This is a genomic window from Geobacillus sp. Sah69 (assembly GCF_001414205.1).
GTDB lineage: Bacteria > Bacillota > Bacilli > Bacillales > Anoxybacillaceae > Geobacillus > Geobacillus stearothermophilus.
Map to the genome: position 1 here is coordinate 137,480 of NZ_LLKS01000019.1, position 24,177 is coordinate 161,656.

Sequence of the window (24,177 nt, forward strand, 5' to 3'; positions counted from 1 at the left end):
CTTCTTTTTCTTTTACAATAGGGGGGAAAGGAGGGCCGGGGGATGAAACGGAAGAAACGGGCACAAGTGCCGATTCGGTTGAACATTTTGTTTTTCTTTGTCTTCTTGTTGTTTTCGGCGCTGATTTTGCGCCTTGGGGTCGTGCAAATCGTGTATGGGGAGGACTACCGGCGCGAAGTCGAGCGGACGCAGGATGAAATCGTCAGCACGCCGGTGCCGCGCGGCAAAATTTACGATCGGTTCGGCCAAGTGATCGTCGACAACACGCCGCAAAAGGCGATTACGTACACGCGCTCCAAAACGACTCAGCCGGAAGAAATATTGGACGTAGCAAGGAAACTCGCCCAATACATCGACATTCCGGATGCAGAGGAAAAAGTGACGGAGCGAGACATGAAAGATTATTGGATTTTGACCCATCCGGAAGAAGCCAAAAAGAAAGTGAGCGAACAAGAACGGAAAAAGCTCGCTGACCAAGGGCTGACACAAAAAGAGATCGACAAAAAGGTGTATGAATGGACGCTTGACCGCATCACCAAGCAAGATTTGGCGCAAATTTCGAAGTCGGAGCTTGAAGTGATCGCCATTAAACATGAGATGGAGAGCGGCTACGCCTTGACGCCGCAGACGGTCAAAAGCAAAGGGGTGACCGACCGCGAATATGCGGTCGTCAGCGAACACTTAAGCGAGCTGCCTGGCGTCAATACGACCGTTGACTGGGACCGGAAATACGTGTATGACAATACATTCCGCTCTGTGCTCGGCAGTGTGACGGAAGAAGACGAAGGCGTCCCGCGCGAACGGCTCGATTACTTTTTAGCCCGCGACTACAGCCGCAATGACCGCGTCGGCAAAAGCTATTTGGAGATGCAGTATGAAGAAGTGCTGCACGGCAAAAAGGCAAAAGTGAAAAACGTTGTTGACAAATCGGGCAATGTCATCTCGGTTGAGCAAGTGTATCCAGGCGAGCGCGGCAAAGACCTCGTGTTAACCATTGATGCCGAGCTCCAGCAAAAGGTTGAGCAAATCATTCAACAAGAGATTCTGGCGACGAAGCGCAAAGGCCGATCGCCGCTCTTGGACCGGGCGTTTGTCGTCATGATGAACCCGAAGACGGGCGAAGTGTTGGCGATGGCCGGCAAGCTTCTTCAAGACGGCAAATTTGTCGACTTTGCCATCGGCAACATCACGTCCGCCTATGCGATGGGATCGGCGGTGAAAGGGGCGACCGTTCTCACCGGCTTTCAAACCGGGGTGCTTCATCCGAATACGTATATCAAGGATGAGCCGCTGTATATTAAAGGAACCCCGGTGAAAAAATCATGGAAGACGATGGGGACGATCAACGAACTGACAGCGCTCAAGCAGTCATCGAACGTTTACATGTTTAAAACAGCGATCGCCATCGGGGGCGGTGTGTACCGTCCGCATGCGCCGCTTCGCATCAATCCAGAGGCATTTGCGACGATTCGCCACTATTTCAGCCAATTTGGCCTTGGCGTGAAAACGGGCATCGATTTGCCGAACGAACTTAGCGGCTTCCAAGGACAAAGCACGCGCGGCGGATTTTTGCTCGACTTAGCCATCGGCCAGTACGATATGTATACGCCGATGCAGCTGGCGCAATACGTCTCGACGATCGCCAACGGCGGCTATCGGATGAAGCCACAGCTTGTCAAAGAAATTCGTGAGCCGTCCATTGGAAAAGAACCTAGCCGCGTCATCAAACGGTTTGAACCGGTTGTCTTAAACCGCGTCGATATGAAAACCGAGTACATTGAACGGGTGCAAGAAGGATTCCGCCGTGTGATGCAAGAGCCGGGCGGAACGGCGTATTCGTACTTTGCGAGTGCTTCGTACAAGCCGGCCGGCAAAACGGGGACGGCAGAGGCGTTTTACGATGGACCGATCCAAAGCCGACGGAATGATCCAACGTACAACTTGACGCTTGTTGGCTATGCGCCGTACAACGATCCAGAAGTGTCGTTCGCCGTTGTCGTCCCGTGGGCGACGCAAGGGGAGAGCGACGGGATTAATGACCGGATCGGCCGCCGCATTTTGGACGCCTATTTTGAATTGAAGGCGAAACGAATGGCTGGAGAGCCTGTTCAACCGCCAGCCGACGGCACCGAAACAACAGAACAATCTTGATGCTGAAGCTGATTCGATAGGGAGAGCTCCTTTTGTCGGATCAGCTCTTTTTATTTTTTAGCGGAAAGAGAAGCTATTGATGAAAAATAATGGATATTGGATATCTGGAGTTTACACAATCTTAACATTCTGTTTAAACCTTATTAACAGCGTCCATTTATGATAGGGCATGTAAGGAAAAACTAGGACATGTAAAAGAAAACAGTCAGGGGGAAAAGCGATGAGCAAATGGAAACGGCTGATGTTGTCGAGTTTGCTTGGCGGAACAATGATGATTGCTGCCGCCTGTGGAGGAGGAAATGGAGCGCAGGAAAACGAGGCGGACAGTGGATCCGCAACGAAAGAGCTGTCCGGTGAAGTGATCATGGACGGTTCCTCGACGGTATATCCAATTGCGGAAGCAGCTGCTGAAGAATATATGATGGAACAGCCAAACGTCAAAGTTTCCGTCGGTGCTTCTGGAACGGGAGGGGGATTTGAGAAGTTCACGAAAGGGGAAACCGATTTTTCGAACGCCTCTCGTCCAATCAAAGAGGAAGAAAAACAGGCAGCTGCCGACAACGGCATCGAGTTCCAAGAGTTTCAGCTTGCCTATGACGGTCTTTCTGTTGTGGTCAATAAAGAAAACGATTGGGTTGATTACTTGACGGTGGATGAGTTGAAAAAAATGTGGACGGAAGACGGCACGGTGAAAAAATGGTCGGATATCCGTCCGGGCTGGCCGGATGAGGAAATCAAGTTTTTCTCGCCTGGTCATGATTCTGGGACATATGACTACTTTGATGAAGTGATTCTGGAAGGAAAAGAACTGGTCAAAACGGCTCAACTTTCGGAAGACGACAATATCCTCGTTCGTGGGGTTGAAGGGGATCAATATGCGATCGGCTACTTCGGTTATGCGTATTACTTGGAAAATAAAGATAAGCTGAAAGTGGTTCCGATCGATGGCGGCAACGGGCCAGTCGAGCCGACAAACGAGACGATTGAAACCGGGAAATACACCCCGCTTTCGCGGCCGCTGTTTACGTATGTGAACGTCAAATCGTTGAAAGAAAAGCCGCAAGTGTATGACTATATGGAATTTTTGCTGGAAACAGCCGGGGACTTGGCGGAAGAGGTCGGTTACGTCCGCCTGCCGGAGGAAAAGTATAAAGAACAGCTTGAAACATTGGAAGGATTGAAATAGGTTTCGTTAGGCAGGCGACAAGGGGTGTCTGTCGGCCTAGACTTGTGACTGCGGTTGGAATAAGTCGGAAAGGAGTTTTCGTTTTATGGGGGTTCCAACGAAGAAAGAACAGCAGTTCTCGGTTCGGGAGATGATCGTTGAAAACCAAGCGCGGCAACATTGGACGAAAAGGATGGAAAAGCTCGCGCCGAAGTTCCTTTTTACATTGGCGGCACTCTCCGTGCTCGTAATGCTCGGCATTTTGTTTACCCTTCTTTTTGAGACGATCGAATTTTTCCGCCGTGTATCGATTGTTGAGTTTGTCACAAGCAAAGAGTGGCTTCCGTGGAATGAGGAACACGGATCGTTCGGAGTCGCTCCGCTTGTGACCGGCACGCTGCTGACGACCGGTATCGCTATGCTTTTGGCTGTTCCGATTGGGCTCGCTTCGGCCATTTACTTGAGCGAGTATGCGTCGGAGCGGACGCGCCGAATCATCAAGCCGGCGCTCGAAGTGCTTGCCGGCATTCCGACGATCGTGTACGGGTTTTTTGCGTTGACGATCGTGACGCCGTTATTGCAAAAGGTCATCCCGGATCTAGAGATTTTTAATGCGCTCAGCCCGGGGCTCGTCATGGGGATTATGATCATTCCGATGATCGCCTCGCTGTCAGAAGACGCGATGAGCGCAGTGCCAAACTCCATTCGCGAAGGCGCCTTGGCCCTTGGCGCGACAAAGTTTGAAGTAGCGCTTAAGGTCGTGCTTCCTGCCGCCGCTTCCGGAGTGATTGCCTCATTTATTTTAGGCATTTCCCGGGCGGTCGGTGAAACGATGATCGTCGCGGTGGCTGGCGGATCATCGCCGGAGTTTACGTTTGATGTTACGAAATCGATTCAAACATTGACCGCTTACATCGTCCAGGTGACAACCGGCGACGCCGGCTATGGGACGACGATTTATTACAGCATTTACGCTGTCGGGATGACGCTCTTTATTTTCACGCTGCTGATGAATATATTGGCGCAATACATTTCCCGCCGATTGAGGGAGGAGTATTGAACACATGGAAAACAAATTGGACAAACCGCTCGTTTGGAGACGAATGAAAGGAAGGCTGGTGCAAAACGCCGTCTTGCAAGCCATTTTTTTTGCTGCTACGATTTTTGGACTCATTGTTCTCGCATTATTATTATCCCGTGTCATCATGCAGGCGATCGGCTGGCTCGATGGTGATTTCTTAAACAGCTTTCCTTCGCGCCGTCCGGAGGAAGCTGGGATTAAATCCGGACTGGTTGGCTCCCTTTGGCTGATGATGATTGTCGCACCGGTTTCGTTTATTTTGGGGGTTGGGACGGCCATTTATTTGGAAGAATACGCGCGCAAAAACCGTTTCACCGCGTTGATTCAAACGAATATTTCCAATCTGGCCGGCGTGCCGTCGATCGTGTTTGGCCTGCTGGGGCTTACGGTTTTTGTCCGTGAGCTTGGGCTTGGGCGCAGTGTCTTGGCGGCCGGGTTGACGATGAGCTTGCTCATTCTTCCAGTGATCGTCGTCGCGGCCCAAGAAGCGATTCGTGCGGTTCCTCAGCAGCTGCGGGAAGCGTCGTATGCCATGGGGGCGACGAAATGGCAAACGATTTGTCGGGTGGTGTTGCCGGCGGCGCTGCCGGGAATGCTGACGGGGGCCATTTTGGCATTTTCCCGCGCTATTGGGGAGACAGCTCCGCTTGTGGTGCTCGGCATCCCGACGTTTATCGCCTACCTGCCGGGCAGCGTACTTGATACGTTTACCGCTATGCCGTTGCAAATTTACAACTGGACAGGGCGGCCGCAAGAGGAGTTTCAGCATGTAGCGGCTGCCGGGATTGTCGTCCTGCTCGTCTTTTTAATTTTGATGAATTCGGTCGCGGTATTGATTCGCAACAAGTTTCAAAAGCGGTTTTAACGCAAAAATTTCGGGGAAGAGCGAAAGGAGACCAATCAGATGATGGCAACAAAAACAAAGAAAACAAAACTCTCACCGTTGGTCGAACCGTCTGCGGCAACGCCGGCGGTCGAAGATGTTGCAACAAAAGGCGTTGTGTACGAGACAACAGATTTAAACTTATGGTATGGTGAACATCATGCGCTGAAGCACATTCATTTAACAATTTATGAAAATGAGGTGACGGCAATTATCGGGCCGTCAGGATGTGGAAAATCGACCTATATTAAAACGTTGAACCGAATGGTCGAGCTCGTGCCGAACGTCCGCATTGCCGGCCAGCTCGTCTACCGCGGGCGCAACATTTTTGACCCTTCCTATCCGGTTGAACAATTGCGGACACAAGTCGGCATGGTGTTTCAAAAGCCGAACCCGTTCCCGAAATCGATTTACGACAATATTGCGTACGGTCCTCGCATTCATGGCATCCGCAATAAAAAAGTGCTCGACGAAATTGTCGAAAAAAGTTTGCGAGGGGCGGCGCTTTGGGATGAGGTAAAAGATCGGCTGCACGATCATGCCTACGGGTTATCAGGCGGACAGCAGCAGCGATTGTGCATCGCCCGCTGTTTGGCGATTGAGCCGGACGTTATTTTAATGGATGAACCGACGTCTGCGCTCGATCCGATTTCCACGTTGAAAATCGAGGAACTTATTCAAGAATTGAAAAAACAATACAGCATCATTATTGTGACCCATAACATGCAGCAAGCGGCCCGCATTTCGGACAAAACAGCGTTTTTCTTGAACGGAGAAGTGATTGAATACGCAGAGACGAACAAGCTGTTTTCCAATCCGGCCGACCAGCGTACAGAAGACTACATTACCGGTCGTTTCGGATAAAAAACAAGGGAGGAAAGCCTGAAATGCGTGAAACGTTTGCTGATGACTTGCGAGCGCTGCACAACAAGCTGGTTGAGATGGGGCGGTTAACAGAAGTGGCATTGCAACAGGCGATTGACGCGTTTCAAACACAAAACAAACATTTGGCGATGGCCGTCATTGACGGAGACGGCTCGATTGACAAGCTCGAAGAAGAAGTGAACGACTTTGCGTTGTGGCTCATTGCGAAACAGCAGCCGGTCGCGACCGACTTGCGCCGCATCATCGCCGCGATCAAAATCGCGGGCGATATCGAGCGGATCGCCGATTTGGCCGTTAATGTCGCCAAGGCGTGCATCCGCATCGGCGGCGAGCCGTTCGTCATCGACATCCGCTCGCTAGTGTCGATGCACCAATTGGCGGCAGACATGGTATCGGCGGCTATGACGGCGTACGATCGGGAAGATGCATCGCTGGCTGCACAAATTGCCGATATGGATCGTCAGGTTGACGAGCGGTACGGGGAGATGATGAGAGCGCTGCTTGAGATGGAGAAAACAGATAAAGAGGCGCTGGCGCAAATGAACGTGCTGGCTCTCGTCGCCCGGTATATTGAACGGACGGCGGATCATGCGACCAACATCGCCGAGCATCTCCTTTATCTCGTCAAAGGGAAGCATTATGATTTGAATGATTGATGCAAATACAAAGAAGGAGGCAGTCTTTTCATCATTTGCCTCCTTCTTTCCGTTATGGTTTAGCAATCAAGCGGCTGATCGCCGCATAATCCATATCGCTTCGCACGTTATAGGCGCCGGGTCGGATCGAGCGCGTCAGCCCGTGCTGTTGCAAATACTCGCGAAACGTGCGAGCGCTTTGAATAATGCCGGCAGCCTCAAGCTCTTTGGCGAACGTTTCAGGAGTGTCGCCTTTTTGGATGACAAGGCGGTATATGTATACTGTTTTCGCCGGTTGCGCAGCCGGCTGTTCAGCCGACGTTTGCCGGCCGCGGCGAAGTTGATCGTATTCGCTTTTCGCAATGGCAACAAGCCCGCGTTGTTCGAGAAACGCTTGCACTTCCGCTTCCGTCGGCGCATCGGGGGCGGAATGATAATACGAGACGCCGATGAATGATGTGGCAACAAGCAGGCCGAGAGCAAAGGCGCGCATCGTCCGTTTCTTCATCGCAGCAATCTCCTCACGATCCGCTCGACCTCGGCAACCGTCAAACCGGTCTCTTGCGCAATCTCTTCGAGCGGAAATCCTTGTTTATGCAAAAAGAAGATGCGCCGCTCGGTGTCGGAAAAAGGACCGCGGCGGGGCGGGCGCCGGCGCTCAGGGATGAGCAGTTCCTCCTCGATGACTTGCAGCCGTTTTTTCATTTGATACGTTTCTTGCGCCAACGAGACAGCCAGCTGGTCAATTTGTTCTTCAAGCGGCTTCCATTCGTCTTTGGCGAAAAAGGAAAGGACAAGCAAAAGAATCGATAAGGCCGCCAAGGCGATGATCGTGTATTCTACCATCATGAATCCCTCCTCTTTTCACTATATCATATCGCATTCTATTTGTGGCCGGTCTTGTGGAAAAAGATAAAATGGAGGGAAATAAAATTTAGAGGTGGAAATCGTCGCAGAAAAATGCTATCATAGAAAGGTCTGATTATATAAAGCACGTTTGGAGGGAAAAAGGATGCGTGTGAACATTACACTGGCATGCACAGAATGCGGCGAACGCAACTATATTACGTCCAAAAATAAACGCAACAACCCGGAACGTCTTGAACTGAAAAAATATTGCCCGCGGGACCGCAAAGTTACGTTGCACCGCGAAACGAAGTAAGCAGTAGGAACGCCATTCCTGCTGCTTTTTTATCTTTCGGGCAGAAAGGGGAGCGACGATGGACCGCAAACGGGAACTGCGCCGTCATATGCTCAGCCGGCTTCGGCAGCTTCCGGCGCCTGAAAAACGAGTTTGCGACCGGCAAATTGCCGGTTATTTATATCAATGGACGCCGTGGAAACAAACCCGGGCGATCGCCATCACGGTGGCGCGGGAGACGGAAGTGGATACGGCGCCGATCATTGAACAAGCTTGGAGGGAAGGAAAAAAAGTCGGCGTGCCAAAATGCGACCCAGCGGCGAAAACGATGACGTTTCGGCGGATCGTGTCGTTTGCCCAGCTTGAAGAGGCGTATGCCGGGCTGCTTGAGCCGATCGAGGAACAAACGACGGCGATGGATCGCGAGGAGTTTGATCTCATTATTGTTCCAGGAGTGTGTTTTGCCAAAAATGGCTTTCGGATCGGCTACGGCGGCGGGTATTATGACCGGTACTTGCCGGGGGCGGCGGCAGTGACGGCGGCGCTTGCCTATTCGTTTCAAGTGGTGGACGACATCCCAGCAGAAGAACATGACGTGCCGGTAGAGTTCATTATTACCGATAAAGGGGTCATTCGCTGTGAGCGGTGAATGGGCGTATATTGCTGCATCCGCCATCGCAGCCGGCGGCGGGTGGCTACTGCGCTTGCTGTCCGTCTCGGGAGCGGCGGCGACCGTTGTTGTCGGCGCCTTGGTTGGGTATGGTTTTTCATGGAGCGGGCTATGGTTGCTGGGATTATTTTTTGCCAGCTCCAGCTTTTTCAGCCATATCGGAAGGCGGAAAAAGGAGAAACTCGCCGAAAAGGTGGCAAAAGGGGGGCGGCGTGATGCGGTCCAAGTGCTGGCCAACGGTGGAGTGCCGGCTGCGCTCGGACTGCTGGCGGCGCTGCTCCCTGACCCGGTTTGGAACGAGCTGTTCGTCGTCGCGGTCGCGGCGGCGAACGCCGATACATGGGCGTCGGAAATCGGTGCCTTGAGCCGGCGTCCGCCGCGGACATGGCCGAGTTTTCAGCCGGTCGAGGCCGGCACTTCCGGAGCGGTGACGCTCCTTGGCACGGCCGCTTCCCTTGCTGGGGCGCTGTTCATCGCCGCCAGCGGCGCGTTGCTCCTTCCCGCTGCACCGTGGCTCCCCCTTGCACTGTTCGGCTGGTTTGGCAGCTGGCTGGATACATGGCTTGGCGCCGCCTGGCAGACCGTTTACCGCTGTCCGGTATGCGGGATCGCCACCGAGCGAAAACAGCATTGCGGTCGGATGACCGTTCAGGTGAAAGGATGGCGCTGGCTTGACAACGATGCCGTCAACGTCTTGTCGGCTGCCGGTGCGGTGCTTGCCGCCGCCCTTGTGCTGGGGCGTTAGGCCGTCTGCTTCATAATTAAGGGGAAAAAGGGAAAAAGAATAACGAGCATGTCATATTGATGAAGGGGGAACACCAATGAACAAATGGTCGTACTCGCTGTTGGCGGTCGCAGCCGGATGGCTCACCTATCGTTATCGTTACCGAATGGCTGACTGGGCGTTGCGCATTCCGCCGTTGCGAAAGCAGCTTGTTCGCTTTGCGCTCAACATTCCGGCGGTGCGCAACGCGGTTGTGTCGCAAATGTTGCGCTAGAGAGGCGGTGGCCGGCTGGCCGTTTTATGATGCCGCGAACGGGAAGCTGGCCACCCTTATCGTCGATTTCAAAGCGGGCGGGTGGAAAAAGCGCGCCTGGGGCGGGAACGGCACAGCCTCCCTCTGGCTTGCGCTGGATCATCCAGACAGCCGGAGCTTTGCTGTCCGCCGGGTTCGGCCTGCTGGAGAAAGGGAGAGGAGAACATGGTTGGAACGATGGATGTATTGTTTTGGCAGCTTGTTCATCTTTTGCTTCGCGGCGGTTACCGCATCGCGCGGATGGCCGAACGCGAGGATGAAGTATGGCTCGAATCGGCCCGCTGGCGGCGGCCGACACTCATCCGCCTCGTCCGCGCCGATTTCGACTGGAGTCGGTCGCTGCGTCTTGATATGGAATATACGTGGCAATTCATTCGGCGGATGGACGGACGGGCAATCGGCAGAGGAGGCCGGGTTGTCAACGTATACATCATGGCGTATCCGCCGGTTGATGACTGGGAGTTTCTCATTGACGAACCGCTGCCGCTTTTAGGGACGGGCGATGGCGCGTTTCATACGCTTCTCATTCATAGCGGCAACATCAATGACATGCTGCCGCGGCTCGAGGAGATGACCGGGGCGACGCTCCGCCCGGCTCCATCTGCGGAAGAGGAAGACCCGTTCGCCGCCGCCGAGCGTTTCAAACATCAAGTGCTGACGGAATGGCGCCGCCAACGGGAGGAAGAGCGGCGCATTTTTGAATACGGCAGGCCGGTGTTCACTTGGCTGCTGATGATCGTGCAAGTCGCTATGTTTTTTGTTCTCGAGTGGAGCGGCGGCAGCACGGACCCCAACGTCTTGATCCGGTATGGCGCCAAATTCAATCCGCTCATTGAGGCGGGGGAATGGTGGCGATTTTTGACGCCGATGTTTTTGCATATCGGGTTTTTGCATTTGTTGACGAACACGTTTGCGCTGTATTATTTAGGGACGACGACAGAGCGGTTGTACGGTTCGCTTCGCTTTTTGATCATTTATGCAACGGCTGGTTTTTTCGGAACGCTGTCGAGCTTTTTGTTCACTCCATCGATTTCGGCCGGGGCGTCCGGCGCCATTTTCGGATTGTTTGGGGCACTTCTTTATTTTGGGACGGTTTACCGGCATCTATTTTTTCGGACGATGGGCATGAACGTAATCAGCTTAATCGTCGTCAACCTGCTGTTTGGCCTGCTTGTTCCCGGCATTGACAACGCCGGCCATATCGGCGGGCTTGTCGGCGGCTTTCTGGCAGCGGGTGCTGTCCATTTGCCGAAGCAGACCGCTTCGGGACGGCAGGCCGGCGCATTGGCCGCCGCGTTGTTATTGGCAGCGTCCGGCTTATGGCTTGGTTTCCGCTAAGGAACTTGGATGAGCATGACTTTGTCTCCATTTTTCGCTTCAAGCAAAACAAGGATTTGACCGTAATCTTTCCGGATCAAAATAAGCGGCACCGTGCTGCCGATCGGCGAGAGGATGGAGCCATCCTCTTTTTTTATGCCGAGAACGTACGACTTATAGATCCCCTCCCATAGGCGGCCGATGATCGTCTGTGTTTTTGTCATCGACAAGCCGGGCAGCGGTTGTTCCGTATAAGCGACAAGCTCCGGCAAATAAAGGGCGTAGTAGTCTTCTTTCGATAGCGAAAAATGGGAAAGCAGCTCGTCCGCCTTATGGCGGAGAAATTCGTTCGTTGCCTTGTTCAAGACGCGCTGCCATTCGCGCTCGGCGTCCGTTTTCGGCCGGCGGAATGATGCGAGCGGATGGTATGGCGAGTCGATGACATACAAATACGCGCTTGACATCGTTTGGCTGCTTGTGATCGTTTCGCCCTTGTGCAGTTCACCATGATGGAACGAAATGGCTTGGAAAAAACGGCTGTCATGCATAATTGCTGTTTTTTCCATGGCGATCGTTCCGGTGTTCGTCTCCCATCGGGACAATACATCAACCAATCGGCCGTCAGCAAACAGCAATGAAACGTCTTGCCGCAAATAGGCGCGGCGGTTCAGCGTGGAGACAGTGGACCAACGCAGCGAATAGCGCCCGCGCTCTTTGTTTGTTGCAATCGCAAGAGTGGTTTTCGCTTCGGTAAACACCGTCTCGCGGTCAAGCGGGAAAAATTTAATCGTTTCCTCGGTGCGCTGACGCTCCCACCACGAAAACAGCGCAGCTATAGCGGCGAGAAAAAACGCTGCTCCTACGGCGGCCAACAACCATCGTCTCATGGCATCCTCCCTGAGCGGACAAGTTTCTACCAATATATGCATAGAAAGGGACATTTATGTATGAATTTCCTGCTGGTTGTCTATGATGGGGAGTATACAGTAACACGAGATGCAGGGGGATGGCGATGGACAAACGTGTGCCGAAACGGCCAGCTTCATGCCGTCTCCAAGACAATGCGGCTTACTTAGCCGAGCGGCTTGGGGTCGGCAAAAGCTTTGATGTCATCCGCCTCGACGTCGAGTATGGCGGCCGGGCGATGGCATTGTTTATGATTGACGGGTTTGTGAAAGACGATATTTTGCATTATTTAATGAGAAATTTGTCCCATCTAGACGAGGGCGAACTGGACGCTGATCCGCTCGAAAAACTGTTAAAAAGGCATCTTCCTTATGTAGAAATCGGGCAAACGAACGATCTCGAGGAGGCGGTCGCCGCCGTGCTTTCCGGACCGACGGCACTCGTCGTTGATGGCGTGGATCGCATCCTTTTAATTGACGCCCGCACCTATCCAGTGCGCGGCCCGCAGGAGCCGGACACTGAGCGGGTAGTGCGCGGGGCGCGCGACGGGTTTGTGGAAACGATCATCTTTAATACGGCTCTCATTCGCCGCCGCGTCCGCGACCCGTCGCTGCGGATGGAGTATGTACAGGTGGCGCGCCGCTCGAAAACGGACATTTGCATTTGCTATATTGAAGAAATTGCCAACCCGGAACTTGTCCGCCGCGTCCGGCAGTCGATTTCCGCCATCGATACGGACGGGCTCGTGATGGCGGAAAAGACGGTTGAAGAGTTTATTTCCGGGCGGCATTGGAACCCGTACCCGGTCATTCGTTATACGGAGCGTCCTGATACGGCGGCCGCCCATTTGTACGAAGGGCATGTGCTCGTCATCGTTGACGGGTCGCCAAGCGTCATTATCACCCCGGCAACGTTTTGGCATCATTTGCAGCATGCCGAAGAATACCGGAACAAGCCGATCGTCGGGGCGTATTTGCGGCTCGTTCGCTTTTTGGCTGTCTGGGCGTCGGTGTTTTTGTTGCCGCTTTGGTATTTATTGATGACGGAGCCGGAACTGCTGCCGGGGCCGCTGCAGTTTTTAGGAAAGGCGAAATTAGGCGATATTCCGCTTTTTGCTCAAATTTTGATGATCGAAATCGGCATGGATATGCTGCGAATGGCCGCCATTCATACGCCGTCCTCGCTGGCGACAGCGCTCGGTTTGGTGGCGGCGCTTATGATCGGCGGCATTGCCGTGGAGGTCGGCCTCTTTTCCAACGAAGTGATTTTATATTTCTCGGTTGCCGCCATCGGCACGTTTGCGACGCCAAGCTATGAGATGAGCTTGGCGAACCGTCTCGTCCGCATTGCTTTGCTCATTTTGTCGGGCCTGTTCGGCCTGTACGGCTATGTGCTCGGCCTTACCGTTTGGATCATCTCCTTGGCCCGAATGTCGTCGTTTGGCATCCCGTATTTATGGCCGTTTATTCCGTTTTCTTATCGGGCGATGCGCGATGTGCTCATCCGCTCGCCGATGCCGCTGAAAAACCGGCGACCGGCGATTCTTCACCCGCGCGATCCTGACCGCTGACGCAGGTGCTGATTTTTAGCGCCTGCGTTTTTTGTCTTGACGGCTGCGGATATTTGCCGATACACTAAAAAGGGAGAAAAGGAGAATCGATGACGATGAAGACAGTATACGATGTGCAACAGCTGCTCAAACAGTTTGGCACGATCATTTATGTCGGCGACCGGATCGCCGATTTGGAGCTGATGGAGGAGGAAGTGAAAGAGCTGTACGAGTCTCAGCTCATCGATGTCAAACAATTGCAGGCTGCGTTATTTGTTTTGCGGCAGGAAGCGCAAATCGAGCGGGAAAAACGAATGAGAAAAGGATGAGGGAATGGCGATGGAAAAATGGTTGGCAGGCATCGATCTTGGCGGCACGACGACGAAGATGGCGTTTATTACAGAAGACGGAATTATTGTACACAAATGGGAAATTCCAACAGACACGTCCAACCGCGGCGAACGGATCGTCGCCCATATCGCCCGGTCGTTGGATGAAACGCTCGCCCGGCTTGGCGGAACGAAAGAACAGCTGCTCGCCATCGGAATCGGCGCCCCCGGGCCGGTTCAGGAAGAAACAGGAATGCTGTATGAAGCGGTCAATCTAGGATGGCAACACTACCCCTTAAAACGACAGCTCGAAGAAGAGACAGGGCTGCCGGTGGCCGTCGACAATGACGCGAATATCGCCGCCCTCGGCGAAATGTGGAAAGGAGCCGGGGGAGGGGCGCGCCATTTGCTGTTTGTGACGCTCGGCACCGGCGTTGGCGGCGGCGTAATCGCCAACGGGGCCATCGTGCGCGGGACGAACGGCGCCGGTGGAGAAATCGGCCATATGACGATGGTTGCAGACGGCGGTGCGCCGTGCAACTGCGGCAAAACGGGCTGTTTGGAAACGATTGCGTCGGCGACCGGCATTGTGCGGATTGCCGGCGAAAAGCTGGCTGCCAGCGAGCGTCCGAGCGCGCTCCGCGGCGGCGATGTCACCGCCAAAGCTGTGTTTGACGCCGCCAAAACGGGGGATGCGCTCGCGCTTGAGGTTGTTGAGGAGGTGACGCGCTATCTCGGTTTGGCGTTGGCGAATGCGGCTAATGTGACCAATCCGGAGAAAATTGTGATCGGCGGCGGTGTCTCGAAGGCGGGGGCACTGCTCGTTGAGCATGTCGCCGCCCATTTCCGCCGCTATGCTTTTCCGCGTGTCGCCGCCGGAGCGGAGATCGTGCTGGCAACGCTCGGCAATGACGCCGGAGTCATCGGCGGCGCCTGGTTGGCGAAATCGCTCATCGGCGCCTAAACCGCAACGGCTTGCTCCAGCAAGGGAGCAAGCCGTTGTTTTCATTTTTTGGCGCCTGCCGCATATGTTGAAGGTAGAAGAAAGGGAAGGGGAGATGGCGCATGCGCGTCCAAGCATGGCCTGGCGATACGCTTGAAAAATACGGGCAATGGTTTTCAGTGCCGACGGAGTTGATTGTAGACGCCAATCCACATGTCGACAAAGGAAGGCTGCGTCCCGGACAGACAGTCGCTATTCCGGGATATGGCGTCATCGAGTCATGGGAAACACTCTCCCGCAGTCTATCGCTGCCGATCGAGGCGTTGCGGCGGATGCCGGGGGCGATGGCGGTCATTGACGGAACAGCGCCGCTGCCTATGCGGATCGCCGCTCCTGTCGTTCGCAGCGTCCGGCCGTACGATTTTGCCGCTTTGACGGAGGATATTGACGCGATCGTCCGCCATTACCCGTTTGTGCGCCAGCGGACGATCGGATACAGCGTGCTCGGTTTGCCGCTTGTTGAGCTGCAAATCGGCCGCGGCCCGGTGCGCGTCCATATGAACGGATCGTTCCATGCCAACGAATGGATTACAACGGCAGTATTAATGGCGCTCATCGACGACTATGTGCGGGCGCTTGTCAATGACGACATGTTGGCCGGCCGCCGGGTTCTCGAGTATTACCATAAAACGACTCTTTCCGTCGTGCCGATGGTCAATCCCGATGGCGTCAATCTTGTGTTGAACGGTCCTCCCGAGAAGGAGCCGCACCGGAGTGAAGCCATCCGCATTAACGGTGGGGCCGCTGATTTTTCCCAGTGGAAAGCGAACATTCGTGGCATCGACTTAAACAACCAGTTTCCGGCCCGCTGGGAAATTGAACAGGCGCGCAAACCGCCAAAGGGACCGGCGCCGCGTGATTTTCCCGGCTTCGCCCCGCTCACCGAGCCGGAGGCGAAAGCGATGGCAGCGCTGGCTGAAGAAGGGGATTTTGCAATGGTTGTTGCGTTTCATACACAAGGAAAGGAGATTTATTGGGGGTACGAAGGATTGGAGCCGCCAGAAGCGGAGGCGGCCGTCAAGGCGATGGCCGAAGCGAGCGGATACCAAGCGATTCGCTATATTGACAGCCACGCCGGCTACCGCGACTGGTTCATTCAGACATGGCGGCGCAGAGGCTATACGGTCGAACTCGGAGAAGGGGTCAACCCGCTGCCGCTCTCGCAATTTGCGCAAATATACCGCGACAGCCTCGGTTTGTTTTTGGCTGCGCTCGAAATGGCTTGAAGGCGGCGTTTGCGGAGAAATGCCGCATGGGTTGCCAATTGCATCGCAATGCTCTGAAAGGTGTGAAAAAACGCAAGAGGCTCCGTCCGCCTCTTGCGTTTTCAGTGTGTGCCTGTCGGAATGCCGTGGTGCAAAATCGTCATCACTGTAAACCAGCCGAAAACCGCCGCTGTGCCAAGCCCAAATAAAAATCCGAGCACATTTTTCTCGCGCAGCGTGCGGAGCATGCCGTAAAGGGCGAGCAACGTCACGAGCGCAAAAATAATGACTGTACCCATCCGTTTTACCCCCTTGTGAAACAGTATGTACAAGCGAGCTCATTCTTTTTCATTGTAATCTTTTTTTTTTCTTTTGTCGAGGTCTGTTCCGCATTTGCATGTTTCTCTTTCATCGGCGGGAGAAAAACGGTAAAATAAGGATAATGCTGACCATGCTAACGATAAGGAGGAGACGGTGATGGAATGGACGCGCATTCCTGTCGGCCCGATTCAGGCGAACGCCTACTTGTTGTCGGCCGCGGACGGTGCATGTGTCATCATTGACCCTGGAGCGGAAGGAGCAACGATCGTGCGCCGAATTGAAGAAAAGAAATTGACCCCGCTGGCGATTTTGCTGACGCATGCCCATTTTGACCATATCGGCGGCATTTCTGATGTGCTCGCCCGCTGGGATATTCCCGTGTATGTGCATGAAAACGAAAAATCATGGCTGCAAGATCCGGCGCTCAACGGTTCACTTTATTTCGGCGGTCCGGTCGTTGTCCGTTGCGAGCCGACATGCCTTACAGGGCGGACGACGTTGACGATCGGTCCGTTTGTGTTTGACGTGCGGGAAACGCCTGGCCATTCGCCGGGCAGCGTCTCGTATTACTGTGAAGCCGCGCAGCTCGTATTTTCAGGCGATGCGCTGTTTGCCGGCAGCATCGGGCGCACCGATTTGCCGGGCGGCAACCACCAGCAGCTGTTGGCAAGCATTCACCGCAAGCTGTTGACGCTGCCTGAAGAGACGTTGGTTTTGTCCGGGCATGGACCGGAGACGACGATCGGCATGGAAATGGACACCAATCCATTTTTGCACGGGTTTTCTTGATTTCCCGGCAGCCGCCGCACGGCAGGGCTTCCGGAGAGGACATGGAAACAGGCAGACAGGCGTCTGCCTGTGAAGCCTGCAAAATAAAAAACCCCTCTCAGCCGCGCCAAGAAGGGTTTTTGGGGGATGTTCTATCCATAATAATGGGAGGGGATATAGTTAAGCTACTACTGTAATCATATACCATTGTTCTCACTATGTCAATAGTAAAAATAAAAAATTTAAGGAAGGAAACCATCATGGGACAACTGTACGAACAAATTGCCGCGGCGTCGGGAGGGCGGGTGTCATACGCCGATTATATGAACATGGCGCTTTATGACGCACAGGCGGGCTATTATATGCGCGAGCGGACGAAAATCGGCAGGAAGGGAGATTTCATTACGAACAGCTCGTTCGCTGCCGTATTCGGAAAAGCGCTTGCTTCGTTTTTCATTCGGATTGTCGAGCGGGGCGGCCTGCCGCCGGCGATTTGCGAGTGGGGGGGCGGGGATGGACGTTTGGCGCTGGCGATATTGGAAGAATGGGAGAAAAAAAGCCCTGATACATACCGTGAGCTGTCGTATACGATCATCGATCAAAGCCTGTTCCACCGTCAAAGGCAGCGGGAAACGCTTCGCGCGGCTGCCGATAAAGTGGAGCAATATGACAACGTCTCCCGCTGGCTCGCCGAGCGTGGGCCGTTTTCTGGGATCGTATTCAGCAATGAATTTTTTGACGCACTCCCGGTTCATGTGATTGCAAAGGAACAAGGGATTCTTTATGAATGTTTCGTCGCCGCCCGTGACGGTCGGCTCGTCGAGGAAAAGGAGCCGCTTTGCAACTTGGATATTGCTCGCTACTTGGCTGAGCGCGGCCTCTCGCTTGCCGAAGAGCAGCGCTTGGAAGTGCCGCTCGCGGCAAGATCATTTTGGCTTGACATCGGGCCGCAGTTTCGCCAGGCGGTGATGGTGACGATTGATTATGGTTATACGGACGAACAGCTGCGGGCGCCGGCGCGGCGGCACGGCAGCTTGCGGGGTTATTTCCGCCATCGGCTCGTCCCCGACCCGCTTCACCGTCCTGGGGAGATGGATTTGACGGCCCATGTACAGTGGGATGCCATCCGCTTGTACGCCCGGCAGACCGGGTGGGAGGAGGTGGCGTTTCTCCGCCAAGATCGGTTTTTGCTTGCTGCCGGTCTCTTGGACGAATGGGCAGTTTCCAAAAGCGCGGAGTTGTTTGCCCCGCCGAGCCGGGGAGACCGGATGCTTCGCGCGTTGGTCGCCGATGACGGCATCAGCCGTTTTTTCGATGTGCTCATCGGACAAAAAGGCGTGAAGCTTCCCATCCCGGACATTTGGGCGGCGCCGGAATTTTTGCCATAAAGACAAACAGGCAGAGAACGGGCTCTGCCTGTTTTCATTCGCCCATGCCGGGCACCATCATGAACGTCGTCCAGTATGTAAAAGCGGCAAAGAAAATCGTCAAATACGCCCCGAAAATGTAAATGTACATTCGCTCGGTCAGTTTCAAAAAGCCGACGAAAAGGAAAAACACGGTTTGGCCAAAGAAGATGAGCGATGTCGTATGCATATGGCCAAGATAAAACATGACGGCAAAAATGCCAGTCCAAAAAGCCAAGACGCGGAACATGCGGTCCATTATGTATCCCTCCTTTTTGAGCAATCCATTGGTCTTTACTTATTATAATGTACAATGATTGTGAATGTAAATAACGCTTTCGGACAAGGTGAAAGAAAAAAAGCGGGCGGATCGCACCGCCCGTGTAAAACGAAAAGGGGCCGCCGTCACGGGCGAATGGCGATGCGGTAAGCGCAGCGGCGGCTGCCGTTCATCATATTTTCTGTTTCCGCTACTTTCGCATCGGCAAACAACGCTTCCACCATTCCTTCTAAAAAGGCATGATGCAGGTTGCAAACGACATCAGGCTGCTGTGCGGCGATTTCTTTGAACGGGCAGTTGAAAATGTCGAGGCAAAGCACGCCTTTGTCTTCCTCATAGCGAAATTGCGGCAGAAATCCGGCCGCTTCCGCTGCTTCTTCCATGATGCGGATCTTTTCCTCGAGGGCAAGCGCGCCCGTTGAACCGTTATGCGGCAGGCGTTTGGCGACGAGTTCATAGCCAAACTGTTTTCCTGTTTCGCGAAGCGCTTCCTGCCCGACCGCGCCGAGTTGAGCCATCGTCTGAATGGCGATGCGGGCGAGAAGCTGGTAGTCACGGAACGGAAAATACAAACCGACGACTTCGTCAGACAGCCGGTACAGCCGGCTCGGCCGTCCGCCTTTTCCTGTCTTTTGTGTATCCGATACGACCATGCGGATATCTTCGAGCTTCGTTAAATGGAGGCGGGCGACGTTCGGATGAATATGAAACTTTTCCGCGATTTCCTGCACCGAAACTTCGCGATGAACTTTGGCCATGTATTCGTAAATATGGAATCTTGTCCGGTCGGATAGCACATTTGTAATTTTTAACGTTTGTTCCATGACGGTTCCCTCCTAAATCAATCATTGATATAGTCATTATAAGGAAATTGGCCAAGGCAAGGAATGATTTTTGTCACTATTGGCAGCGGCTGAAGGAAAATTCAAAAAATGTTCACGGAACATTTTTTTCGACAGCAGCAGGAAAACGCTCCATACCTGTCGAAATAAAAAGCAGCTTGTCGAAAGGAGGGAATGTGCGCTGAATGGGATTGAACAAGTAGCGGACCGTCTCCTCGCCGAAGCGGTGCAACGCCGCGCTTCCGACCTTCACCTCATCCCGCGCCGCCATGATGCGGTTGTCCGCCTCCGCCTTGACGGCATGCTCGTCGATGCCGGCACGCTCCCAAAAGAAACCGCTGAACGCGTCATTGTCCACTTCAAGTTTTTGGCGGGAATGGATATTGGAGAACGCCGCCGTCCGCAAAGCGGCGCGATGGAAGTGAATGAGTCCGGCGAGACGGTGCATTTGCGCTTGTCAACATTGCCGACGCTGTATGATGAAAGCCTCGTCATCCGCCTCTTGCCACAGTCTTTTTCGCTGCCGCTTCGTAAATTATCCTTATTTTCCCGCTCCACCGTGCTTCTGTTTTCCTTTATACAACAGCCGCAAGGGCTCGTCCTGCTGACCGGTCCAACCGGATCGGGAAAGACGACGACGTTGTACACGCTTCTTGACGTATGCCAAGCGGAAAGGCAGCGCAACATCATTACGCTCGAAGACCCGGTTGAAAAACGGAACGATCGGTTTTTGCAAGTGCAAATCAATGAAAAAGCGGGCGTTACTTATGCCGCCAGCTTAAAAGCCGCGCTCCGTCATGATCCGGATGTCTTGATGGTCGGCGAGATCCGCGACCATGATACGGCGGCGATTGCGGTCCAATCGTCGTTGACGGGGCATTTGGTCGTCTCAACGATGCATGCCGCTGACGCCGTCGGCGCGGTGCACCGGCTCCGTGAATTCGGCATACCGCCAGGCGACCTGGCTGAAACGCTGCTAGCCGTTTCGGCCCAGCGGCTCGTCGAGCTGTGCTGCCCGCTGTGCGGCGACGACTGCCATCCGTCATGCCGCCGCCTTGGGCGCAGCCGACGCGCCGCCGTTCACGAACTGTTGTATGGGCCGGCGCTTCTTGACACCATCCATTCGCCGGCGGGCGGACAGCGGCGGCGCCACGTAACATTGGCGCGCTTGATCCGCAAAGGAATCGCCCTCGGCTATTTGCCGGCACGGGCGCTTGAGCTGGCCGGAGGGGGATGAGGATGAAGAGGAAACGATGGCCGCTCGCTGAACAGTCGCTGTTTTTTGTACGGCTCGGCCGGCTGCTCGAGCGCGGCTACCCGCTCGGGCAAGCGCTTGAATTTTTGGCCATTCAGGCGCCGGCAAAGCGCCGTCCGGAGTTTGAGCGCTGCTTGCAGCAGCTGCGGGCCGGCCTGCCGGTGTCTGCGGCGGTCGAAGCGCTGTCTGTTGACCGTTCGGCTGTCAGTTTGCTCTTTTTTGCCGAACGGCATGGCGACTTGCCGCGCGGCATGGCGGAAGCCGGCGCGGCGCTTGCACAAAAAGCGCGTTTTGGCGAACAGCTGCGCCGGTTGGGCCGCTACCCGCTTTTTCTCCTCATTTTGCTCGCCGTTATGCTTGTTGGCATGGAGCGGTGGCTGCTTCCGCAATTCGAGCGGGCGGCGGCAACGTTATCTTCTGGAAATCAGTCCGTCTCTTTGCTTATGTCTCTCATTGCCCATGTCCCCATGGCGTTGGGCGTGATCGCTCTTCTCGCCGCCTTCTCCGCCTTGTTTTACTTCGGTTGTTTCCGCCGCTGGCCGGTCGCCCGCCAGCTTCACTTCGCCTTGTACATCCCGTGGTGCGCTTCATTTGTAAGGATGTTTGCCACATGTGTCATGGCTCGCCAACTCGGTTGCCTGCTGCAAGCGGGTTTGTCGGTTTATGAGGCGCTCGAAGTGTTTAGCGAGCCTGCCTCTGGGCCGTTTCTGCAAGTGGAAGGCCGGCGTATCCGCGATGGGCTCGTAGGCGGCATGGCGCTCGATGTCCTTGTCGGCGCCGCCCGCTATTATGAGCCGGAGCTGGCGCTTGTCATCCGCCACGGCCAGTCGAACGGCGAACTTGGCAAGGAGCTTGAACATTACGGCGAGTTTTTGCTGCAGATGATCGAAAAACGGGCCGAGGCTGCGCTGAAGCTCGTGCAGCCGCTTTTGCTGTCGGTTGTCGGGGCGCTGATTGTCGGCATGTATTTGGCCATTTTGCTGCCAATGTTTTCGATGTTGAACAGCTTGTAAAACAAGCGATAACTACATTTGTCGAGCGAGGAGGAATAGTTGTGAACCAAAAAGGGTTTACGCTCATTGAAATGTTGATCGTCCTGATGGTCATTTCCGTGCTGCTGCTCATTGCGATTCCGAACATTGCGAAACATAACAGCATGATTAACGAAAAAGGGTGCGAAGCGTTTCTGAACACCGTGCAGGCGCAAGTGAAGGCATACGAGATGGAACATAACAAAATTCCGACCGTTCAGGAGCTGCTTGCTGGCCGCTACATTAAATCGGGCAAGTGCCCGAACGGCCACGCGATTCAAATTAGCGAGAGCGGCGATGTGAGCGAAAGTGGCTCGTAACGGCGGATTTACGCTGCTTGAAATGCTGGTCGTTTTATCGGTCGTCCTTTTGCTGTCGGTGTTGGCTGTTCCGGCGTTCGGCGGGGCGGTGCGCCAGCAGGAGGAAGCGCATATGCTGGCCGTGCTGCGCGCCGACTTGTACAGCGCGCAGCAGCACGCCATCGCCCATCGGAGGAAGGTGTCCGTCTTTTTCAGCAATGGACGCGGTGAGTATAGGGCGGTCGAAGGAGGAAGCGGCCGGACGGTCGTCGTCCGCTCGCTTCCTGCGCCTTGGCGGTTTCAGCTCGGCACGCTCCGTAATCCGCTCATCTTTACCGATAATGGCAATATCGAGCAAGCGGGAACTGTTTGGGTGAAAAGCGGCCGGGGCAGCTACAAGGTGACGTTTTTGCTCGGGAAGGGGCGGTTTTATGTGCAAAAAATGTAGCCGCGGATTTTTGCTCATGGAAGCGTTGTTCGCGTTGGCGCTGTTATGGACGGCGGCCGCCGTTTTTCTGCCTATGTTGATGCAAATGGAGCTTGAACGGAACAACCTCGCTCTTGAAGAACAAGCGCAGCGGCTGCTGGCCATTGCGCTGTATGAGGAGCCGCTTGTTGGTGAAACGAAGGCATCGATTGGGCGGACGGTGTTTCGGCTTCGGGCGTATGAGGAAGGAGGGCGGATGTGGAAAGTATGTGTGCGTTGGAACGATTATGCCGGCCGCGAAAAGGAGCAGTGCGGGTACAGCAAGCGATAGGAAGTAAGGAAGGCGGGTTTGCATTGCTTGAGGCATTGATGGCCTTGGCTGTTGCTTTAGCGGTGGCCGCGGTCATCCCGGCGCTGCTTGCTGTCCGCCCGCTCGCCGCAGAGCCGAGCGACGGGTTTGCGCGTTTGGAATGGAGGCTGTTTTTGCAGCAGCTGCAAATCGAGTTGAATGAAGCGAAAAAATGGTCGACGGATGGCCGTGTGCTGTACTTACACAAATGGAATGGCGAGACGGTCAGTTTCTCGTTGGTTGCACCAAAAGCGGAACTGATTCGTCAAGTGAACGGAGCAGGCTACGAGACGGCGCTCCGCCATGTGCGGGCGGTGTCCTATCGCATCGGCGCCCATGGCTTGTTTTTGCAAGTGACAGCCGATGACGGCAAGGTGTGCGACGCGTTTGTGGCGCGGATGTTTTAGGCAAGGCGGCGCTAAGCCTGGAACGAGGCGAGCGCATCATTGAGGCTTTATGGCCTCATGCTTTGCGCGGTGTCGGCAAGGAGGAAAAGACGCAAGGGGGGAGGACAAATGGGCCGCCAAGATGGGGTGATTTTCCCGCTTGTCGCGGTTGTCGCGTTGCTGCTAGCGTTTTTTATGACGAATGCCGCACTTTTATACGAGGCGGAGCAGCAGGCGGCGCACGCCGTCCGGCAGGCGGCTGAGGCGGACGAGCTCGTGCAAATGGCGGTGTTTGATGTAAAGGAACAAATTGCAGCAACGGCTGCTGTGACAACGAAACAGGAAGGAAAGTGGACGTATCCGCGCGGGGAGGCGGTCTGCCGGTGGCAAAAGGAAACGGAGGCGAGCGTCCGGGTTTTCTTGACGGTTCGCTCGGCGGCCGGACTGCAGCGGACGGTCGCCTTCACCGTTGCCCTTCCATCGCTCGATATTACGGAATGGACGGAGCAAAACGGGTGAACTGCTCCGCCGGCCGAAATTCATCTCCCGCCTACTCATCGGGCTGTGCCATTTACGTTTCTTGAGGAGGGGACTTCTTTCGGAAAACGGTTAAAAAAGGAAAGATGAGGAAAAACTAAAAGAAAAAAGGGGGGGCTTCGATGGCAGTCAACGACTATGTCAAATTTGTCACCCAGCGGTTCGTCACGTATATGGATATGCCAAAAGAGGAGCGGGCGCGGCGGCGGAGCGCGCGCAAACAAGAGCGGCCGCCGCTCTCTTACCGCTTGTTCGGCATCGTGCCGCTTTCACTCCGTTTGTTGTTTCGGCGCCGCCCGTAATGGGCGCCCGCTGGCTT

At 54.6% G+C, this 24,177-nt stretch carries 31 protein-coding genes; 25 read left to right on the plus strand and 6 right to left on the minus strand.

Translation table 11 applies throughout. The annotated features are described in order from the left end of the window. The first annotated feature begins 42 nt into the window (after positions 1 to 42). The 6 genes from AP057_RS02525 to phoU all read left to right on the plus strand — a co-directional run bounded on the left by AP057_RS02525 (position 43) and on the right by phoU (position 6,821). The gene (locus tag AP057_RS02525) at positions 43 to 2,151 is read left to right on the plus strand and encodes a penicillin-binding protein 2 (protein ID WP_055357990.1); all 2,109 of its coding nucleotides are present in this window, start codon (positions 43 to 45) and stop codon (positions 2,149 to 2,151) included. A gap of 220 nt (positions 2,152 to 2,371) precedes the next feature. Continuing rightward, positions 2,372 to 3,337 (plus strand): PstS family phosphate ABC transporter substrate-binding protein, encoded by a 966-nt coding sequence (locus AP057_RS02530; protein WP_033010220.1) that lies wholly within the window; start codon positions 2,372 to 2,374, stop codon positions 3,335 to 3,337. Between the two features lie 85 nt (positions 3,338 to 3,422). Continuing rightward, entirely contained in the window at positions 3,423 to 4,376 is a 954-nt protein-coding gene (gene pstC / locus AP057_RS02535; RefSeq protein WP_055357991.1) for a phosphate ABC transporter permease subunit PstC, read from the plus strand. A gap of 4 nt (positions 4,377 to 4,380) precedes the next feature. Further along, on the plus strand, positions 4,381 to 5,262 hold the full coding sequence (gene pstA, locus AP057_RS02540) for a phosphate ABC transporter permease PstA (protein WP_055357992.1): 882 nt from the start codon (positions 4,381 to 4,383) through the stop codon (positions 5,260 to 5,262). A gap of 39 nt (positions 5,263 to 5,301) precedes the next feature. After that, positions 5,302 to 6,144, plus strand: coding sequence for a phosphate ABC transporter ATP-binding protein PstB (gene pstB, locus AP057_RS02545; RefSeq protein ID WP_044743156.1), 843 nt, complete (start codon positions 5,302 to 5,304; stop codon positions 6,142 to 6,144). Positions 6,145 to 6,167: 23 nt separating this feature from the next. Then, positions 6,168 to 6,821: a phosphate signaling complex protein PhoU gene (gene phoU, locus AP057_RS02550; RefSeq protein ID WP_033014630.1), complete on the plus strand. Its 654-nt coding sequence runs from the start codon at positions 6,168 to 6,170 to the stop codon at positions 6,819 to 6,821. A 52-nt stretch (positions 6,822 to 6,873) separates the two neighbouring features. On the opposite strand, the gene AP057_RS02555 is transcribed toward phoU, so the two are convergent. Together AP057_RS02555 and AP057_RS02560 are read right to left on the minus strand one after the other, a co-directional pair. Continuing rightward, a complete protein-coding gene (locus AP057_RS02555) occupies positions 6,874 to 7,308 on the minus strand; it encodes an endolytic transglycosylase MltG (RefSeq protein ID WP_055357993.1) in 435 nt (144 codons plus the stop codon). Then, the gene (locus AP057_RS02560; RefSeq protein WP_033010212.1) at positions 7,305 to 7,646 is read right to left on the minus strand and encodes a hypothetical protein; all 342 of its coding nucleotides are present in this window, start codon (positions 7,644 to 7,646) and stop codon (positions 7,305 to 7,307) included. Before AP057_RS02560 ends, AP057_RS02555 begins: the two co-directional genes overlap by 4 nt. A 166-nt stretch (positions 7,647 to 7,812) precedes the next feature. Between AP057_RS02560 and rpmG the strand changes: the two genes are divergently transcribed. From rpmG to AP057_RS02580, 5 genes are all read left to right on the plus strand, one after another. Further along, positions 7,813 to 7,962 carry a 50S ribosomal protein L33 gene (gene rpmG / locus AP057_RS02565; RefSeq protein WP_011231931.1) on the plus strand — a complete coding sequence of 50 codons (150 nt, stop codon included), beginning with the start codon at positions 7,813 to 7,815 and terminating at the stop codon, positions 7,960 to 7,962. Between the two features lie 58 nt (positions 7,963 to 8,020). Continuing rightward, positions 8,021 to 8,590: a 5-formyltetrahydrofolate cyclo-ligase gene (locus AP057_RS02570; RefSeq protein WP_049625178.1), complete on the plus strand. Its 570-nt coding sequence runs from the start codon at positions 8,021 to 8,023 to the stop codon at positions 8,588 to 8,590. Further along, positions 8,580 to 9,356: a DUF92 domain-containing protein gene (locus AP057_RS02575; protein ID WP_049625177.1), complete on the plus strand. Its 777-nt coding sequence runs from the start codon at positions 8,580 to 8,582 to the stop codon at positions 9,354 to 9,356. Before AP057_RS02570 ends, AP057_RS02575 begins: the two co-directional genes overlap by 11 nt. A gap of 76 nt (positions 9,357 to 9,432) precedes the next feature. After that, positions 9,433 to 9,609: a hypothetical protein gene (locus tag AP057_RS17385; protein ID WP_162839640.1), complete on the plus strand. Its 177-nt coding sequence runs from the start codon at positions 9,433 to 9,435 to the stop codon at positions 9,607 to 9,609. 204 nt (positions 9,610 to 9,813) lie between these two features. Further along, positions 9,814 to 10,986: a rhomboid family intramembrane serine protease gene (locus tag AP057_RS02580; RefSeq protein ID WP_055357994.1), complete on the plus strand. Its 1,173-nt coding sequence runs from the start codon at positions 9,814 to 9,816 to the stop codon at positions 10,984 to 10,986. Here the strand turns inward: AP057_RS02580 and AP057_RS02585 are convergent. Then, positions 10,983 to 11,852: a hypothetical protein gene (locus AP057_RS02585; RefSeq protein ID WP_055357995.1), complete on the minus strand. Its 870-nt coding sequence runs from the start codon at positions 11,850 to 11,852 to the stop codon at positions 10,983 to 10,985. The genes AP057_RS02580 and AP057_RS02585 overlap by 4 nt on opposite strands. A 125-nt stretch (positions 11,853 to 11,977) precedes the next feature. Here AP057_RS02585 and AP057_RS02590 point away from each other — a divergent pair, with 125 nt between their 5' ends. The 4 genes from AP057_RS02590 (at position 11,978) to AP057_RS02605 (ending at position 15,978) form a co-directional block, all read left to right on the plus strand. Next, positions 11,978 to 13,441 carry a spore germination protein gene (locus tag AP057_RS02590; protein WP_055357996.1) on the plus strand — a complete coding sequence of 488 codons (1,464 nt, stop codon included), beginning with the start codon at positions 11,978 to 11,980 and terminating at the stop codon, positions 13,439 to 13,441. A gap of 95 nt (positions 13,442 to 13,536) precedes the next feature. After that, positions 13,537 to 13,749, plus strand: a complete 213-nt coding sequence (locus tag AP057_RS02595) for a YqgQ family protein (protein WP_033014816.1) — start codon at positions 13,537 to 13,539, stop codon at positions 13,747 to 13,749. Between the two features lie 10 nt (positions 13,750 to 13,759). After that, positions 13,760 to 14,713: an ROK family glucokinase gene (locus AP057_RS02600; RefSeq protein ID WP_055358090.1), complete on the plus strand. Its 954-nt coding sequence runs from the start codon at positions 13,760 to 13,762 to the stop codon at positions 14,711 to 14,713. Between the two features lie 101 nt (positions 14,714 to 14,814). Continuing rightward, positions 14,815 to 15,978, plus strand: coding sequence for a M14 family metallopeptidase (locus AP057_RS02605; RefSeq protein ID WP_033014614.1), 1,164 nt, complete (start codon positions 14,815 to 14,817; stop codon positions 15,976 to 15,978). 101 nt (positions 15,979 to 16,079) lie between these two features. Here the strand turns inward: AP057_RS02605 and AP057_RS15950 are convergent, their stop codons facing one another. Next, positions 16,080 to 16,256 carry a DUF2759 domain-containing protein gene (locus AP057_RS15950; RefSeq protein ID WP_033010201.1) on the minus strand — a complete coding sequence of 59 codons (177 nt, stop codon included), beginning with the start codon at positions 16,254 to 16,256 and terminating at the stop codon, positions 16,080 to 16,082. Positions 16,257 to 16,434: 178 nt separating this feature from the next. On the opposite strand from AP057_RS15950, the gene AP057_RS02610 reads away from it, so the two are divergent. Together AP057_RS02610 and AP057_RS02615 are read left to right on the plus strand one after the other, a co-directional pair. Beyond that, the gene (locus tag AP057_RS02610) at positions 16,435 to 17,067 is read left to right on the plus strand and encodes an MBL fold metallo-hydrolase (protein WP_049625174.1); all 633 of its coding nucleotides are present in this window, start codon (positions 16,435 to 16,437) and stop codon (positions 17,065 to 17,067) included. Positions 17,068 to 17,306: 239 nt separating this feature from the next. Next, on the plus strand, positions 17,307 to 18,434 hold the full coding sequence (locus tag AP057_RS02615; protein ID WP_055357997.1) for a class I SAM-dependent methyltransferase: 1,128 nt from the start codon (positions 17,307 to 17,309) through the stop codon (positions 18,432 to 18,434). A 34-nt stretch (positions 18,435 to 18,468) separates the two neighbouring features. On the opposite strand, the gene AP057_RS02620 is transcribed toward AP057_RS02615, so the two are convergent. Together AP057_RS02620 and AP057_RS02625 are read right to left on the minus strand one after the other, a co-directional pair. Next, positions 18,469 to 18,711 (minus strand): DUF2626 domain-containing protein, encoded by a 243-nt coding sequence (locus tag AP057_RS02620; protein WP_033010198.1) that lies wholly within the window; start codon positions 18,709 to 18,711, stop codon positions 18,469 to 18,471. Between the two features lie 146 nt (positions 18,712 to 18,857). Next, on the minus strand, positions 18,858 to 19,556 hold the full coding sequence (locus AP057_RS02625; protein WP_055357998.1) for a metalloregulator ArsR/SmtB family transcription factor: 699 nt from the start codon (positions 19,554 to 19,556) through the stop codon (positions 18,858 to 18,860). A 199-nt stretch (positions 19,557 to 19,755) separates the two neighbouring features. On the opposite strand from AP057_RS02625, the gene comGA reads away from it, so the two are divergent. The 8 genes from comGA to AP057_RS02665 all read left to right on the plus strand — a co-directional run bounded on the left by comGA (position 19,756) and on the right by AP057_RS02665 (position 24,160). Then, entirely contained in the window at positions 19,756 to 20,811 is a 1,056-nt protein-coding gene (gene comGA / locus AP057_RS02630; RefSeq protein WP_055358091.1) for a competence type IV pilus ATPase ComGA, read from the plus strand. Between the two features lie 2 nt (positions 20,812 to 20,813). Further along, a complete protein-coding gene (gene comGB / locus AP057_RS02635) occupies positions 20,814 to 21,842 on the plus strand; it encodes a competence type IV pilus assembly protein ComGB (RefSeq protein WP_055357999.1) in 1,029 nt (342 codons plus the stop codon). 41 nt (positions 21,843 to 21,883) lie between these two features. Further along, positions 21,884 to 22,180, plus strand: a complete 297-nt coding sequence (gene comGC, locus AP057_RS02640) for a competence type IV pilus major pilin ComGC (protein ID WP_081106580.1) — start codon at positions 21,884 to 21,886, stop codon at positions 22,178 to 22,180. Then, positions 22,170 to 22,607: a competence type IV pilus minor pilin ComGD gene (gene comGD, locus AP057_RS02645; protein WP_055358000.1), complete on the plus strand. Its 438-nt coding sequence runs from the start codon at positions 22,170 to 22,172 to the stop codon at positions 22,605 to 22,607. The genes comGC and comGD overlap by 11 nt, the downstream gene beginning before the upstream one ends. Continuing rightward, on the plus strand, positions 22,591 to 22,917 hold the full coding sequence (locus tag AP057_RS02650) for a hypothetical protein (protein ID WP_047818694.1): 327 nt from the start codon (positions 22,591 to 22,593) through the stop codon (positions 22,915 to 22,917). The genes comGD and AP057_RS02650 overlap by 17 nt, the downstream gene beginning before the upstream one ends. 23 nt (positions 22,918 to 22,940) lie before the next feature. Beyond that, positions 22,941 to 23,342 carry a competence type IV pilus minor pilin ComGF gene (gene comGF, locus AP057_RS02655; RefSeq protein ID WP_230581369.1) on the plus strand — a complete coding sequence of 134 codons (402 nt, stop codon included), beginning with the start codon at positions 22,941 to 22,943 and terminating at the stop codon, positions 23,340 to 23,342. Positions 23,343 to 23,450: 108 nt separating this feature from the next. Next, positions 23,451 to 23,840: a competence type IV pilus minor pilin ComGG gene (gene comGG, locus AP057_RS02660; protein WP_044743169.1), complete on the plus strand. Its 390-nt coding sequence runs from the start codon at positions 23,451 to 23,453 to the stop codon at positions 23,838 to 23,840. A 140-nt stretch (positions 23,841 to 23,980) separates the two neighbouring features. After that, complete coding sequence (locus AP057_RS02665) at positions 23,981 to 24,160, plus strand: YqzE family protein (protein WP_044743170.1); 180 nt, start codon at positions 23,981 to 23,983, stop codon at positions 24,158 to 24,160. Positions 24,161 to 24,177: the final 17 nt, after the last annotated feature.